Annotated in this window: 9 protein-coding genes (1 of these 9 cut by a window edge); 3 read left to right on the plus strand and 6 right to left on the minus strand. The window is 68.9% G+C overall.

The window, feature by feature from the left end:
• Nucleotides 1-2,360, plus strand: the end of a protein-coding gene (locus tag PM1_RS31110; protein ID WP_009622048.1) for a non-ribosomal peptide synthetase. The gene continues 6,247 nt to the left of window position 1, outside the view; the window shows 2,360 of its 8,607 coding nt (coding positions 6,248-8,607); the start codon falls outside the window, past its left edge; its stop codon occupies nt 2,358-2,360.
• A gap of 66 nt (nt 2,361-2,426) precedes the next feature.
• Complete coding sequence (locus PM1_RS14990) at nt 2,427-3,389, plus strand: alpha/beta hydrolase (protein WP_009622046.1); 963 nt, start codon at nt 2,427-2,429, stop codon at nt 3,387-3,389.
• Between the two features lie 422 nt (nt 3,390-3,811).
• On the opposite strand, the gene PM1_RS14995 is transcribed toward PM1_RS14990, so the two are convergent.
• From PM1_RS14995 to pvdM, 5 genes are all read right to left on the minus strand, one after another.
• Complete coding sequence (locus PM1_RS14995; RefSeq protein WP_009622045.1) at nt 3,812-6,268, minus strand: TonB-dependent siderophore receptor; 2,457 nt, start codon at nt 6,266-6,268, stop codon at nt 3,812-3,814.
• A gap of 209 nt (nt 6,269-6,477) precedes the next feature.
• Complete coding sequence (locus PM1_RS15000) at nt 6,478-8,133, minus strand: cyclic peptide export ABC transporter (RefSeq protein WP_009622044.1); 1,656 nt, start codon at nt 8,131-8,133, stop codon at nt 6,478-6,480.
• Nucleotides 8,134-8,249: 116 nt separating this feature from the next.
• The gene (gene pvdO, locus PM1_RS15005) at nt 8,250-9,104 is read right to left on the minus strand and encodes a dihydropyoverdine dehydrogenase (RefSeq protein WP_009622042.1); all 855 of its coding nucleotides are present in this window, start codon (nt 9,102-9,104) and stop codon (nt 8,250-8,252) included.
• A gap of 27 nt (nt 9,105-9,131) precedes the next feature.
• Nucleotides 9,132-10,412 (minus strand): pyoverdine-tailoring periplasmic protein PvdN, encoded by a 1,281-nt coding sequence (pvdN, locus tag PM1_RS15010; protein ID WP_009622041.1) that lies wholly within the window; start codon nt 10,410-10,412, stop codon nt 9,132-9,134.
• A gap of 19 nt (nt 10,413-10,431) precedes the next feature.
• Nucleotides 10,432-11,778 carry a pyoverdine-tailoring dipeptidase-like protein PvdM gene (gene pvdM, locus PM1_RS15015; protein ID WP_009622040.1) on the minus strand — a complete coding sequence of 449 codons (1,347 nt, stop codon included), beginning with the start codon at nt 11,776-11,778 and terminating at the stop codon, nt 10,432-10,434.
• Nucleotides 11,779-11,950: 172 nt separating this feature from the next.
• On the opposite strand from pvdM, the gene pvdP reads away from it, so the two are divergent.
• Nucleotides 11,951-13,579 (plus strand): pyoverdine maturation tyrosinase PvdP, encoded by a 1,629-nt coding sequence (gene pvdP, locus PM1_RS15020; protein WP_009622039.1) that lies wholly within the window; start codon nt 11,951-11,953, stop codon nt 13,577-13,579.
• A 66-nt stretch (nt 13,580-13,645) separates the two neighbouring features.
• Here the strand turns inward: pvdP and PM1_RS15025 are convergent, their stop codons facing one another.
• Nucleotides 13,646-14,605 carry a hypothetical protein gene (locus PM1_RS15025; RefSeq protein ID WP_084229712.1) on the minus strand — a complete coding sequence of 320 codons (960 nt, stop codon included), beginning with the start codon at nt 14,603-14,605 and terminating at the stop codon, nt 13,646-13,648.
• Nucleotides 14,606-14,610 lie beyond the last annotated feature (5 nt).

Here is a 14,610-nt window from a genome sequence, read left to right on the forward strand (position 1 = left end):
CCTGCGAACTGCTGGTGGGCCTGTTGGCGGTGCTCAAGGCCGGCGCGGCCTATGTGCCGCTGGACCTCGGCTACCCGGCCGAGCGCCTGGCCTTCCTGGTGCGTGACTCGGCCATGGCGCTGCTGCTGACGCGCCAGGCCCTGGGCGAACGGCTCGGCCTGCCCGAGGGGCTGGCCCGCGCCGACCTGGACGCGTTGCAGGCGGAGCTCGACGCGCTGCCGGCGCGGGCGCCGGCCGTCCAGCTGCACGAGGACAACCTGGCCTACCTGATCTACACCTCCGGCTCCACCGGCACGCCCAAGGGCGTGGCCGTGGCCCACGGCCCCATCGCCCGGCACTGCCGCGCCATAGGCGCGCTGTACGAGCTGGACGAGCGGACCTGCGAGCTGCATTTCCTCTCCTTCGCCTTCGACGGCGCCCACGAACGCTGGCTCAGCGTGCTCGGCCACGGCGGCAGCCTGCTGCTGCGCGACGAGGAGCTGTGGACTCCCGCGCAGACCCTGGAGGCCATGCGCGAACACCGGGTGGACGTGGCATGCTTCCCGCCGGCCTACCTGCTGCAACTGGCCGAGGCGGCCGAGCGCCAGGGCTGGGCGCCGCCGGTGGGCACCTACTGCTTCGGCGGCGACGCCGTCGCCGAGGCCAGCTTCGAACGGGCCAAGCGCGCCCTGCGGCCGCGGCGCCTGGTGAACGGCTACGGCCCGACCGAGACGGTGGTCACGCCGCTGCTCTGGCGCGCCGACGGCGACGCCCATTGCGACGCCGCCTACGCCCCCATCGGCAGGGGCGTGGGCCCGCGCCGCCTGCGCCTGCTGGATGGCGACCTGAACGCGCTGCCTGCCGGCGTGGCCGGCGAGCTGTATCTCGGCGGCGCTTACCTGGCGCGCGGCTACCTCGGCCGTCCCGCCCTCACCGCCGAGCGCTTCGTCCCCGACCCCTTCGGCAACGGCGAGCGCCTGTACCGCAGCGGCGACCTGGTGCGCGAGCGCGACGACGGCCTGCACGACTACCTCGGCCGCCTCGACCACCAGGTGAAGATCCGCGGCTTCCGCATCGAGCTGGGCGAGATCGAAGCCGCCCTGCGCGCCCTGGAGACGGTGCGCGACGCCGCGGTGATCGCCCGCGACGGCGAGCAGGGCCGGCAGTTGCTGGGCTACGCGGTGGCCCCCGCCGGCAGCGAGGCCGGGCTGCTGGCGGCGCTGCGCCAGCGCCTGCCGGAGTACATGCTGCCGGCGCGCCTGCTGTGCCTGGAGCGCCTGCCGCTGCTGCCCAACGGCAAGCTCGATCGCCAGGCCCTGCCGGCGCCGGAGGCGGCCAGCGAGCGCGCCTACCTGGCCCCGCGCAACGACCGGGAGCGGCGCCTGGCGGCCATCTGGGCGGAAATCCTGGGCGTCGAGCGGGTGGGCCTGGACGACAACTTCTTCGAGCTGGGCGGTGATTCGCTGCAGGCGCTCAAGGTCATCGCCAGGGTCCGCCAGGCGCCGGAGCTGGGCCTGGAGCTGCGCCTGCGCGACCTGATGCAGAAACCCAGCATCGGCGCCCTCTGCGGCCAGGCCCGGGAACAGGACCTGAACCCGCTGCTGGCGCTCAACGGCGCCGGCGCCGAGGCGACTCTGTTCTGCCTGCATGCGGGCTTCGGCACCGTGTTCGACTACGAGCCCCTGGCCCGCGCACTGGAGGGCAGCCACCCGGTACAGGCGGTGCAGTGCCGCATGCTGCTGAGCGGCGAGTGGACGGACGATTCGCTGGAGGGCATGGCCATCGACTACGCCCAGTACATTCGCCAACAGCAGCCCCGGGGCCCGTACCACCTGTTCGGCTGGTCGCTGGGCGGCACCCTGGCGACACTGGTGGCCGCGGAGCTGGAGCGCCAGGGCCAGGAAGTGGCCTTCCTAGGCCTGCTCGACAGCTACGTGCCGGGCGAGGAGGGCGTGGCCGACGGCAACTGGCAGGACGACCTCAAGGCCTTCCTCGGCGTGGTCCTGGGCCTGCCGCCGGGGGCGGCGGAGGACGAAGCGCCGAGCGCCGCGCCGCAAGCCGCCGAGGTGGCGCGGCGGACGGCCGCGGCCCTGGCTCGCGCCAATGGCGACAGCGCCTACGCGGCCCTGGGGGCGGACGAACTGGCCCGGGTATTCCTCGTCGCCTGGCGGCTGAAGCAGCTGTCCCTGGCGCTGCCGTCGCTGCCGGCCACCCGCGTCGCCACGCACTGCTGGTGGGCCGCGCAGCGCCAAATACCGCTGCTGCCGGGGCGCCAGGCGCTGCACGAGGCGATCGACGCCGGCCACTTCGAGCTGCCGCGCCACCCGCGCTTCATCGCCGCCCTGCGCCAGGCGCTGGCGAGCCGCACGGCGCTGGCCTGAAACCTTCCCCAACGCGCCGGCCAGGGTACCTCCTGGCTGGCGCCGGTCTTCCTGCGGAGTGATTGCATGTCCCTACATCTGGATCTCGAGGCCTTTCTCGAACTGGTCGAACTGGGCCGCCTGAGCGGCAAGAGCCAGGCCTTCCAGGACCTCGGCGCGGAACGCGCGCGGCGCGATTTCGAGGCGGCCTCGCTGTCGCTCGACAGCCCCGTCGCCGCCGGCCTGGAGGTCGAGCGGCTGAACTACCCCAGCCGCGACGGCCAGGAACTTGCGGCCCGTCTCTATCGCCGCAGCGGCGCGACAGGGCCGGCGCCGGTGCTGCTGTACCTGCACGGCGGCGGCTACGTGGTCGGCAGCCTGGACTCCCACGACGCCCTCTGCCGGCGTCTGGCACTGGCGAGCCGCTGCGCGGTGCTGGCGGTGGATTACCGCCTGGCGCCGGCCTGGCGCTTCCCCACGGCGCTGGAGGACGTGGCGGACGCCCTGGTCTGGCTGCGCGAGCAGAGCGCGGCCCTGGGCCTGGACCCCGCGCGGGTGGCCTTCGGCGGCGACAGCGTGGGCGCCAGCCTGGCCCTGGTGCTGGCTTTGCAGGCCGCCGCCGCGCCCGAAACCGCGGCGCTGCGACCGCGCGCGCTGCTGCTGGCCTACCCGGTGGCCGACGCCAGCCGCCAGCGCCCCTCGCACCAGCGCTACGCCAGCGGCTATCTGCTGGAGAGCGCGACCCTGGAATGGTTTTACGACAGCTACGCGCGCAACCCGCAGGACCGCCTCGACTGGCGCTTCTCGCCACTGCTGGCGCCGAGCCTGGACGGCCTGCCGCCGGTCCACCTGGCGCTGGCCGGCCACGACCCGCTGTACGACGAAGGCCTGGCGCTGGCCGAGCGCCTGCGCGAAGCCGGCAACGACCTCACCCTGGACCTGCGCCCGGACCTGACCCACGACTTCATGCGCATGCACGGGCTGGTGGGAGAGGTGGCCGCCATCCATGCCAGCCAGGCTGCCTGGCTGGATCGTTGGCTGGTGGGGTGAGCGTTTTGCCGGTTGCTTCCCTCACCCCAGCCCTCTCCCGGAGGGAGAGGGTGCCCTCGGAGCGGGCGGCGAGTCCAATCGCGGACAGAGTCCGCTCCTACGCCCCCGGCAAACACAACCCGTAGGATGGCGTTGAGCGAAGCGATACCCATCACCGTGGCCGCATGGGTTTCGCCAAGGCTCAACCCATCCTACGGAAAGCGCCTCGGCGCAGCCGGCAAGACAGTCCGCAACCCTTTCCCCAGCCCTCTCCCTGAAGGGAGAGGGAGCCGTTCGGAGCAGGCGGTGAGTCCGGAGTCATCCTGCGTAGGATGGCGTTGAGCGAAGCGATACCCATCATCACCTGTCGCGCAGACACGAAAACGCCGTTTCCCCGTGAAGGGAAACGGCGTTGTCGTTCAGGCCGACGGCCTGCGGTTCGCTCAGAAGTCCCAGCGGGTGGTGAGCATCAGGTTGCGCGGCTCGCCGTAGTAGCCGGTGTTGTAGAACCCGAGGTTGCTGAAGTACTTCTTGTCGAACACATTGTTCAGGTTGAGCGTGGCCGACAGGTTGTCGGTGACCTGGTAGCGCGTCATCAGGTCCACCAGCCAGTAGCTGCCCTGGGTGTATTTCACCGTTTCGTAGTTCTGGTCGCTGACGTCCGTCCAGATCTTGCTCTGGTAGCTGGCGCCGCCGCCGACGGTGAATTGGTTCAGCTCGCCCGGCAGCTGGTAGGTGGTGTACAGACGGAACAGCTGGTCCGGGTTGAGGGTGCGAATGCGGTGGCCATCCTTGTCGCGGCTGACCGCGTGGGTGTAGCCGGCCTGCAGTTGCCAGCCCGGCAGGAGTTCGCCGGAAATCTCCGCCTCGAAGCCGCGGGTCTTGGTGCCGTCGGCGCTTTCGTAGGCGATGCCACCGGAGGGGGTGACGTCGCTGGTCTCGACTGCGAGGTTGTCCTGCTGCGACTCGAACACCGCGAAGCTGGCGTTGAGCAGGCCGTCGTAGAACTCGCCCTTCACGCCCAGCTCGTAGCTCTTGCCTTCTTCGGGCTCCAGCGGCTTGTCGTTGATGTCGCGCAGTTGCTGCGGCTGGAAGATGCCCGTGTAGCTGGCGTACACCGAGTAGTTGTCGTTCAGGTCGTACACAGCGCCGAGATAGGGCACCACCACGCCGCTCTTGCGGGTGCTCTGCGGGGTGACGTAGTAGCCGTACTGGCTGTCGGAGATCTGCTCGGCGCTGTCGTGGTAGTCGGCCACGCGGGCGCCGGCGATCAGCGCCAGGTCGTCGGTCGGCTTCAGGCGCACGGTGCCGTAGTAGCCGGACTGGTGCAGCTGCGAGTAGTTCTTCAGGTTGGCCTTGGAGCCCCAGTCCGGCTCGGGGAACTTGCCGTTCCAGGTGAAGATGTTGGGGATGCTGGGGTCGTAGGGGGTGGGGTAGTCCCAGTAGCCGTTGCCCTTGGTCACCGAGCGCGAGGCGTTGTAGCCGAACACCGCCTCGTGCTCGCGGCCGAACAGTTCGAAGGGGCCGGAGGCGTACATGTCCACCGAGTCGCGGCGGGTGTCGCCGGTGTACTTGCCGTGGAAGAGGATGCCGCCTTCGCCGGTGACCGGGTCCGGGTAGCCGCCGCCGGCGGAGCCCAGTGGGGCGTGGTAGCCGCTTTCCTGGTGGTTCAGGTGCAGCTTGAGCGTCCAGTTGTTCTCCAGCGTGTGCTCGAGGGTGGCGAAGACCGTGCGGTTGTACTGCTCCCAGGAACTCCAGTTGGCGCCGGGGTTGAAGGATCGCGGGAAGTCGGTCTTGGAACCGTCGGAGTAGAACAGCGGCACCCCGGCCCAGTTGGAGGCGGTGGGGGTGGTGTCCTGGTAGTCCATGCCGATGCTGAACAGGGTACTCGGCGTCAGGTCGGCTTCGAGGATGCCGTAGTAGGTGGAGTTCTTCTGCTCGTAACGGTCCATGTAGGAGTTCTTGTCCTGGTAGGCCGTGACGAAGCGTCCGCGGATGTTGCCTTCGTCGGTCAGCGGGCCGCCGACGTCCAGCTCGCCGCGGTAGTTGTCCCAGGAGCCGGCGCCCAGCGACACGTGGCCGGCGAAGCTGCGGGTCGGGCGCTTGCGGATCAGGTTCAGGGCCGCGCCGGGCTGGCCGCTGCCGGTGAGCAGGCCGGTGGCGCCCTTGATCACCTCGATGCGGTCGTAGATGGCCATGTCGCTGAGGGTCTTGCCGTCGGCATAGGCGGTATCCAGGTAGGAGGGGATGCCGTCGTACTGGAAGTTGGTGATCTGCGAGCCGCGCGCCCAGTAGGCGCTGCGCTCGCTGTCGAGCTTCTGCACGGTGACGCCCGGGGTGTGCTTCATGACGTCGTCGATGCTGTTGAGGCCGAAGTCGTCCATCTGCTGGCGGCTCATCACGGTGACCGTCTGCGGGGTTTCCCGCGGCGTCAGCGGCAGCTTGGTGATGCTCGACACCAGGCCGGTGGTGTAGGAGCCGGTGCCGTCGGTGGTGGCGCCCAGCCCGCGGCCCTCGATGGTCACCGCGCCCATCTGCAGGAGGTCGGAGGTGACCGCGCTGAGGGTGATGGTATTGCCTTCGCGGTGATAGGAGATGCCGCTGCCCTGCAGCAGCGTGTCCAGCGCTTCCTCGGGCTCCAGCGAGCCGCTGACTCCCCTGGACTTCACGCCCTTGACCACGTCCGGGCTGTAGAGGACTTCCAGGCCGGCCTGCTTGCCGAACTCGCGCAGGGCGCTGGCCAGCGACTGGGCGGGAATGTCCAGCTTCACCGGCTCGGCGTGGGCCACGCCGGCGCTCAGCAGGGCGGCGAGCAGGGCGCCGGGCAACAGCCGGCGCTGAGGGGCAACGGGGTGGATGGCCTTGGCCAGCCGGCTTCGGCTGATGCGGGGGCGGGACATGGGGGGATGGACTCCTTATGGTGGATGCAGAATCTATATGCTGATGAGAAGCATTATTTTTATGAAGATGCAGTTGCTCTGATGGCATTCGCCCTGATAACGAACCAGGCGCAGCGGAATTTAGAAAAAAGTGGCGCTCTGCTATCGTCTGCCTCGGGCGCCGCCTTGGCGCCCGAGGCATCCGGCCGGGGAGGGCTGTGGCCCGGCCCTCAGGCCAGGGCCCGCTCGCTGACCAGTTGCCCCTGCTCCATGCGCATCAACTGGTCGGCAACGTCGAAATAGCGGTCGTCGTGGGAGATGACGATGAGTGTCCGGCCCTGGCGCTTCAGGTCGGGCAGCAGCTCGGTGTAGAAGATGCGGCGGAAGGTCGGGTCCTGGTCGGCGGCCCATTCGTCGAACACCAGGATCGGACGCTGGTCCAGCCAGGCGTGTACCAGGGCCAGGCGCTTGCGCTGGCCGGTGGAGAGGTCGGTGGTGGTGAAGGCGCCGTCGGCCACCCCGACCTTGTGTGCGATCTCCAGGCGCTCCAGGTAGCGCGCGGCTTCGGCGGGTATGTCGCGCTGCCCGTCCATCAGCTCCTCGAAAAGGAAGAAGTCGGCGAAAATGGTGGTGAACAGTTGCCGGTAATCGTCGCGGCTGCTGGCCTCGACGACCTTGCCGTTGACCAGCACCTCGCCGCTGTGGGGCGTGTACAGGCCCAGCAGCAGCTTGATCAGGGTGGTCTTGCCGCCGCCGTTCTCGCCGACCACGAAGAGCAGCTCGCCGGCCTCGATCTTCAGGTTCAGCGGGCCCATGACGAAGGGCGGGGCGTCGCCCACCGCCGGGTAGGCGTAGCGCACGTCGCGCAGCTCCAGGGTGCGCAGGGGCTCCATGGCCGGCTCCCGCGCGTCGCCCTCCAGCAGCAGGTAGGGCTCGGGGTTGGAGAAGCGCTCGTTGAGCTCGGCGATGCGGCGCAGGGCGATGCGGTTGCGGCCGAGCAGCGGCAGCAGGCCGAGCACGCTTTCCAGCGGGCCCTTCATGAACAGCAGGGTCATGATGAAGCCGCTGAGCACGCTGCGATCGCTGGTCGGCCACCAGGTCTGCACGGCGAGGGTGGCGCCTATCACCACGAAGAACAGCAGCGAGCCGAAGGTGCTGGCGGCGAGGAAGATGTTCACCGAGCGTACCTGCAGGCGGCAGATGTTGTCGGCGGTCTCGCCCAACTGGTGGCGGTGCAGGCGTTGCCGGCGCGGGCGGTGGATGCGCAGTTCCTTGGCGCCCTCGGCCATGCCCCGGTAGTGCTTCTGCAGCAGGTCTTCCTGTTCTCGCGCCTGTTCGAAGCCGGCCAGGCCGCGGCCGCGGGCGATGTACTGGGCGATGGTGCCGAGGACCACGGCGCCGGCGGCGACGAGGAACATCGGCAGGGACAGGGTCGCCAGGTAGCCAAGGCACCCTAGGGTGACGGTCAGCGAGATGATCAGCTGCGGCAGGCCGAAGGCCAGGTCGCTGACGGTGTCGATGTCGTGGGTCAGCACCGGGATCAGGCGGTGGCTGCGGTAGCGTTCGAGTTGCTCGATGGGCGCCGAGAGCACCCGCCCGCCGAGGTCCTTGCGCAGCCGCGCGATCACCTTCTGGCCGACGTAGTTGGTGCCGACGTTCGACAGGATCGAGCTGAGCAGGGCCAGGGCGCAGATGGCGGCGAAGGCGAACATCATGCCCTGGGTCATGCCGCCCTCGGCGTTCAGCACGCGATTGATGGCGGTGAGCAGGGCGGTGATGCTGATGCCGCCGACCACGCCCAGGGCGATGGACAGGGCGAGGGTCGCCCAGAAGGGCTTGAGGATACCCAGGAGTTCCCGGGTGGCGCTGCGCTGCGTTGCGGACATGGGGTTACCTCGGCGCGTCGGGGCGCGACGCACGGGATGCGAAGGTTGAAGTGGCGCCCACCCCGGTAACGAGCGCGGGCGCGGGAAAATTAGCCGGTCGGCCGTCGAGGCCGCGCTCAGAGTTCGCGGGCGACGCGGAAACCTATCCAGTCGCCGCGGTCGCTCTTGTAGGCGTTGTTGCGGTTGCCCGAGCGGGAGAAGATCGGCGCCTCGCCCCAGTCGTTGCCGCGGATCTGCACCAGCTTGCAGTCGCTGTCGATCCAGGCGCTGCCGTCGCTGGGGGCGCCGTCGTAGTTGTCGTGCCAGCAGTCGGCGACCCATTCGTAGACGTTGCCGTGCATGTCGTACACGCCGAAGGCGTTGGGCGGGAAGCTGCCCGCCGGCGAGGTGAAGTTGTAGCCGTCGGCGGCACCGTAGGTGTTGGCGTGCTTGGCGATGCTGTACTCCTTGCCCTCGTCGAAGGGGAACGGGAAGGGCCCGGCGCTGCCGGCGCGGGCGGCATATTCGCGTTCGGCTTCGCTGATCATCCGGTAATGCTGGCCGGTCTTCTTCGACAGCCAGGCCGCGTAGCCCTTCACGTCCTCGTAGTCGACGCACACCGCCGGCTGGCGCGGGCCCTGCCTGTAGCGCGGCTTGCCGGCGATGCATTCGCGGCCGGGGCGGGTGTCGCCGTTGGCCAGGCGCACGCCGGTGGCCTTCAGGTAGGCGTCCAGCTCGGCGGCGGTGACCTGGTAGCGGCTGATGGCGAAGGGCCGGGCGAAGGTCACGGTGTGCAATGGGCCTTCGTCCGGCTGGCGGCCCGTCTCGTCGTCCGGGGTGCCCATGGTGAAGCTGCCGGCGGGCAGCACCACCATCTCGGGGCAGTCCTTGCAGTCCTTGAACACGGCGCCCGGCTTGTGCGCCTCGGCGGCGAAAGCGGTGGGGGCGGCCAGGAGCAGGGTGGCCAGGGCCAGGGGCGGTAATGCGTGCATGGCGGTTCTCGTGAAGTGGGAAGCGGGTCAGGCGAGCTGCGGAGCGAGAATGTCCAGCACCCGGTCGATCTGCGCCTCGTCGTTGAGCAGGCTGGGCGCCAGGCGCACCACCGGGCCAACGTCGCGGTCCACGGCGTCGCTGATCACCTTGTGCGCCATCAGGTGCCGGGCCACGGCGTCGCAGTCGCGGCCGTCGACGCGGAAGAAGGTGAAGCCGGAGGACAGTTCCGGACTGGTCGGCGTGATCATGCGCACTTTCGCGTGCTCGGCCAGGCGCTGCTTGAGGTAGCCGTTGAGCTGGTGGATGCGCGCCTGGACGTCGGCCTTGCCCAGCTGCAGGTGCAGCTCGAAGGCCTTGCCCAGGGCCAGGCGGTGCTCGAAGGCGTGGTAGCCGCCGGGGGTCATCAGGGTGCCGAAGCTGTCGGCGCGGGTGAAGGTGGGGACGCTCGGCACCAGGTGGTCCTGCAACTGCTCCTCGCGGGCGATGATGACGCCGGTGCCGCGCGGGCCGAACAGCCACTTGTGGGTGCCGGCGATGAAGTAGTCGCAGCCGAAGTCGGCGAAGTTCGCGTCCTCCACGCCGAAGCCGTGCACGCCGTCGACCACGTAGATGATCCGCTCGGCGGCGTCGCGGTTGCGGTTGGCCTCGGCCACCAGTTGGCCGATCTCGCGCACCGGCAGCTTCACGCCGCTGCCCGACTGCACCCAGGTCATGCCCAGCACTCGCGTCTCGGGGCGGATGTTGCGGTGGATATTGGCGAGGATTTCGTCGGCCGAGGCCCGGTGCGGGTCCTTGAACAGGGGAAATTCGCGTACCTGTGTGCCCATGCGCTTGTGGCGGTATTCCAGGGTGGTGTAGGTGGAATAGTGTTCGTGGCTGGAGGTGAGGATTTCCTTGCCCGGCGCCACCAGCAGGCCGCCGTAGATGGCCGCGAGGCCGTCGGTGGTGCTGCCGGTGAGGGCCACCTGGGCCGGCTTGACGCCGAAGTAGCGGCCGGCCCAGGCGCGCGTCTCGTCCTCGTATTTCCAGACCTCTTCGCGGTCCCAGTCCACCGCCTCGCCGGGGTTGGCGTTGAAGCGCGCACGCAGCGCGTCTATGGCCTGCTGCACCGGGCGCGGGTGCGAGGTCAGCAGGAAGTTGGCGAAGTGCAGGTAGTTCGGATCGAGGTCGAATTGCCGGCGCAGGGCCTGCCACTTGTCCGCGCCGGCCGGCGCGGCGGCGGCCAGGGCCAGGTCGGAAGTCTGCAGCAGGGGTAGGCTGGCGGCGAGCAGCCCGGCCTGCTTGAGGAAGGTACGGCGGTCGTTCATGGAATGTCCTTGGCGCGGTTCAGCGGGTGGCGACGGGCGGCTTGGCGCGCTTCTGCACCTCGCCCCATACGCGCAGGAAGTTGCCGCCCCAGAGCTTGGCGATGTCGGCGTCGGAGTAGCCGCGGGTGATCAGCTCGGCGGTGACGTTGCGGATTTCGCTCTCGTCCTTCCAGCCGTCCAGGCCGCCGCCGTCGTTGAAGTCGGAGCTGATGCCGACGTGGTCGATGCCGACCTTCTTCACCGTGTAGTCGATGGCGTTGACGAAGTCGGCCAGGCCGGCCTTGGGCTCCTCGTCGAGGATGCCGTAGAGGCTGCTGGCGTATTCGCCGAACTTCTTCTCCGGCCAGATGGCGATCACCGGGTCGCCGGGCATCAGCGCGTAGTCCAGGCCGGCCAGCGGCGGCAGGTCGAAGCGCGCGCGCAGGGCGTCGAGCTTCTCCAGGGTGGGCTTGCTCAGCGGGCGCAGGTAGGCCGGGAAGCCGACCACCTGGATGACTCCGCCGCTGTCCTTGATCAGTTGCATCTCGTGGTCGCTGAGGTTGCGGCGGATGTCCACCAGCGCGCGCGGCGCCGAGTGCGAGGCGACGATGGGCGCGCGGCTGAGGGTGGCGACCTGCTCCAGTGCCTTGGTCGACATCTGCGAGACGTCGATGATCACCCCCAGGTCGTTGAGCCGTTGCACCGCCTGCTTGCCCAGGGGCGAGAGGCCGCCCAGGGCGTCGGGCGAATCGTTGAAGAAGGGCAGGGGGCGGGAGGAATCGGACCAGCTGTTGTTGCCCACGTAGTTGAAGCCGAACATGCGCACGCCACGGGCGGCCCACAGGTCCAGCTGGGACAGGTCGTCGCCCAGCGGGTAGGCGTTGAGCATGCTCATGACGATGGCGAACTTGCCTTCCATGGCCAGGCGGCGGAAGTCCTCCGGCGTGTAGGCGATGCCCACCCGCTCGGGGAAGTCGCGGACCATGCCGGTGAGAATCCTGTAGCGGATTTCCTGCTGGTGCCGCGCCTCGTCGACGAAGCCTGGCGTGGGCTTGTGCGGGGCGTCGGGGCCGCTCCACATCTCCGGCCAGCCGAAGATCGCCAGGGCCGCGCCGGACAAGCGGCCGCGCCCGGCCTTGACCAGGTCCAACTGCGAGGGGCCGTCGCGGTCGGCCTCGTGGCCTTCGGTGCCGAAGTCCAGGGGGACGGTCACCCGGCTGTCGAAAGACAGGATGCGCTCGTGCAGCGCCTCGGCGTGGGCCATCACCTCGCGCGGGTAGGGCTGGGCGCGGGCCAGCAGCAGCCAGGCCGCGGCGCCCGCCACGAGGACCAGTACGAGCAGGGGCAGGGTGAGCCAGAGGATCTTTTTCGTGCGGGTGCTAGTCATTGCCGTCCCAGTCAGCGTTGGAGTCGGATGGCAGCCCGGGGCAGGGCATCGCCTGTGGGGGAGGACGAGGCGTGCGGGCGGAAATTTAGCGCCGGCGCACCGCTAAATTTGCCGCCGGGCCGACCGTTCTAGCCTCGGTACAGCCTGCTTGGCGACGGACACAGGACGGACGATGACGGTTTCTCGACGCGGTTTCATGGCGGCCCTGGCGGTGACGGGGGCGGCGGCGTTGCCGACGGCGGCTTACTTCGGCTACCGCGAACTGCAACGCCGCGAGCTGGACGCGCGGGAGCCGGAGACGCCCGGCGAAGCCAGCCTGGAAACCAGCGCCGGCGCCGAGCTGCGCCTGGCCGACCGCCTGCGCGGCATCTGGGACCTGCGCCTGCTCGATGCCGGGCCCGGGCTGCCGGGCCTGCCCGCCGAAGGCCTGCAGTTGATCCTCGACTGCGGCCCACGCGGGCGCGGGCTGATCGGCTGGCTGGACACCCCCGAGCGCCTGCGCGGCACGGAACCGCCGCGCTACCGGGTGCTCGGCGACCTGGTCGGCGCCAGCTCGGCGAACATCCGCTGGCGACTGCTGGGCGAAGGCAACACGCCCAGCCACGAATGCAGCGCTGTGTTCGACGAGGTGTGGGACAACTTCGCCAACGCCGGCGACGGCACCCTCAGCGGCCGCCTCCAGCGCCTGGACCGCGACCTGTCCCTGCCGCAGCAGGACTGCCGCTTCGTCGCCAGGAAGCAGCCCTTTCCCCTGGCCCGCGAGCGCCTGCCGCTCAACGAGGCGCTGCTGGCCTGGCTGGTGTCGCCGCAGCACCGCCTGTTCCACCAGCTCTGGCATGCCTCGCGGGACAAGTGGCACCACCTCGACGAGGCCCAGCGCAACGCCCTGCGCGGCGTGGGCTGGCAGCCCGGGCCGCTGGACGCCGAACGCGACGCGCGCGGCCGGCACAAGGACCGCAACGCCTCGGGCATCGACTTCCTCTTCATGCACCGCCGCATGCTGGCCAAGGCCCGTTCGCTGCAGGACCTGCCGTCCTGGCAGCGCCTGCCGCCGCCGGCGGTGCCGCTGGAATACGACCGCGCCGGCTTCATCCGCTACTTCGAGAACGCCGACGGCTGCTCGGTGCCGCCGGCCTGGGTGGCGGTGGACGATGACGAATACAGCCAGTGGCTGCGTGGCCTGAAGAGCGCCGATGCCTACCACGGCAATTTCCAGGTCTGGGAGTCGCAGTACCAGGACCCGGCCTACCTGGCGAAGCTCACCCTGGGCCAGTTCGGCTCGGAGCTGGAACTGGGCCTGCACGACTGGCTGCACATGCGCTGGGCCAGCGTGACGCGCGACCCGTCCAACGGCGCGCCGCTGATGACCGACCGCAACTACGCCGACTTCGCGCCGCGCTGGTTCCTGCGCGAGAACGACTTCCTCGGCGACCCTTTCTCGTCCCACGTGAACCCGGTGTTCTGGTGCTTCCACGGCTGGATCGACGACCGCATCGAGGACTGGTTCCGCGCCCACGAGCGCTTCCACCCCGGCGAGGTGCGCCGCGCCGAGGTGCTGGGCATGCCCTGGTTCGCCCGCGGCCGCTGGGTGGAGATCGACGACCCCTGGCTGGGCCCATCCACCCACGGCTGCGGCCTCTCCGACCTGCAGGCGAGCAGCAGCGACCTGGCCCTGGACGTGGAGACCATGAAGCTGGCGTTGCGCGTCATCCTCACCGAGGACGACGAGCGCAAGGGCTGGCTCAAGCGCGCGCCGCGGCGGCCGTGGTACGCGCGCAACCTGAAGCTGGCGGAGCGCTGAGCGGGTAGATCGCAGAAAGACACGGCGGGCCTGATTGCATCAGACCTGAGAAGTGGTTGAAAGCGCCTATGCGCCGTCCTGTTCTTCATCCCATAGCCAGAGCACATGGCCCTTGGCGAGGCCGCGCGGCACTTCGGGGAAAATCTCGCCCTGCTGGAAGTGGCGGCGCGAATCGTGCTGAGCGAGGGTGAACCAGAAGCCGGCACGTGGGCAGGGCTGGCCAGCGTAAACAGGTGGCACGGGCAAGGGGCCGAGTCCTTCTTCGAAGGGTACGGTTTCACCGGGTATACGTTCGACCAGGGTCCAGAGGGTTGGCTGCTTGGAGGCACATTGAAAACCGCTAGGGCTCAAACCGACCCTGGTTTCAGGAGCATTGCGTGGATAGGTAGTGAAGTGTTGGGAGGCGATCAGGAACTGTGCGCATGAATCATCCAAGTTCGGAAGATAGACACCCGTCTGTGGAACCGGCTCTCCAGTACAGACCTGTACCTGGGAATTCAGGCGATAGCCTGGCCAGACGGAGGGCGGGTCGAGTGGGCCACGAACGGAGGGATTGAAGCGTGTCGAGAGGTTCCCTTTATCCCAGTAGGAATCAGCAGTTGCCAGAATATTACTTGCGAAATGCGAAGCCCGCCCGATCAGGTTCCAATATTGTTTTTCGGCACCAGGTTCCACCTCATCTAGCCAACCGCTCCAGTAATCCTTGACACCTCGTAAATCACCTTGGACACCTATGGCTCCGAGTAGGCCGCTATGATCGCCATGGGTCAGGCTGATAAAGCCTCGGTCCACATAGATCATCGTTTCGCGGAAATTCGGCAATACGGTGTCGCCCCAGACGATATCCGGTTGCATCGGCAGGCCGCGCTTGCGGTAGTCCGTCGGTAACTGCCGCATGAAGCGTTGCAGGCAGTCTTCCACATGTTTGAGCATTGCCGCCCAGGCGTCTTGCATCTGCTGGTAGTACTCCTTGGAACTGAAGCGTTCGAGCAGGTAGATTTCCTGGGGTCTCAAGGGCGTGGGCATCGTCG

The organism is Pseudomonas sp. M1 (assembly GCF_022760135.1).
In the GTDB taxonomy this organism is placed as follows: Bacteria; Pseudomonadota; Gammaproteobacteria; order Pseudomonadales; family Pseudomonadaceae; genus Pseudomonas; species Pseudomonas citronellolis.

Bases quoted from the DNA above. Each gene is read 5' to 3' on its own strand.
- PM1_RS14990 (WP_009622046.1), top strand. From the start codon at position 2,427: ATGTCCCTACATCTGGATCTCGAGGCCTTTCTCGAACTGGTCGAACTG.
- PM1_RS14995 (WP_009622045.1), bottom strand. From the start codon at position 6,268: ATGTCCCGCCCCCGCATCAGCCGAAGCCGGCTGGCCAAGGCCATCCAC.
- PM1_RS15000 (WP_009622044.1), bottom strand. From the start codon at position 8,133: ATGTCCGCAACGCAGCGCAGCGCCACCCGGGAACTCCTGGGTATCCTC.
- pvdO (WP_009622042.1), bottom strand. From the start codon at position 9,104: ATGCACGCATTACCGCCCCTGGCCCTGGCCACCCTGCTCCTGGCCGCC.
- pvdN (WP_009622041.1), bottom strand. From the start codon at position 10,412: ATGAACGACCGCCGTACCTTCCTCAAGCAGGCCGGGCTGCTCGCCGCC.
- pvdM (WP_009622040.1), bottom strand. From the start codon at position 11,778: ATGACTAGCACCCGCACGAAAAAGATCCTCTGGCTCACCCTGCCCCTG.
- pvdP (WP_009622039.1), top strand. From the start codon at position 11,951: ATGACGGTTTCTCGACGCGGTTTCATGGCGGCCCTGGCGGTGACGGGG.
- PM1_RS15025 (WP_084229712.1), bottom strand. From the start codon at position 14,605: ATGCCCACGCCCTTGAGACCCCAGGAAATCTACCTGCTCGAACGCTTC.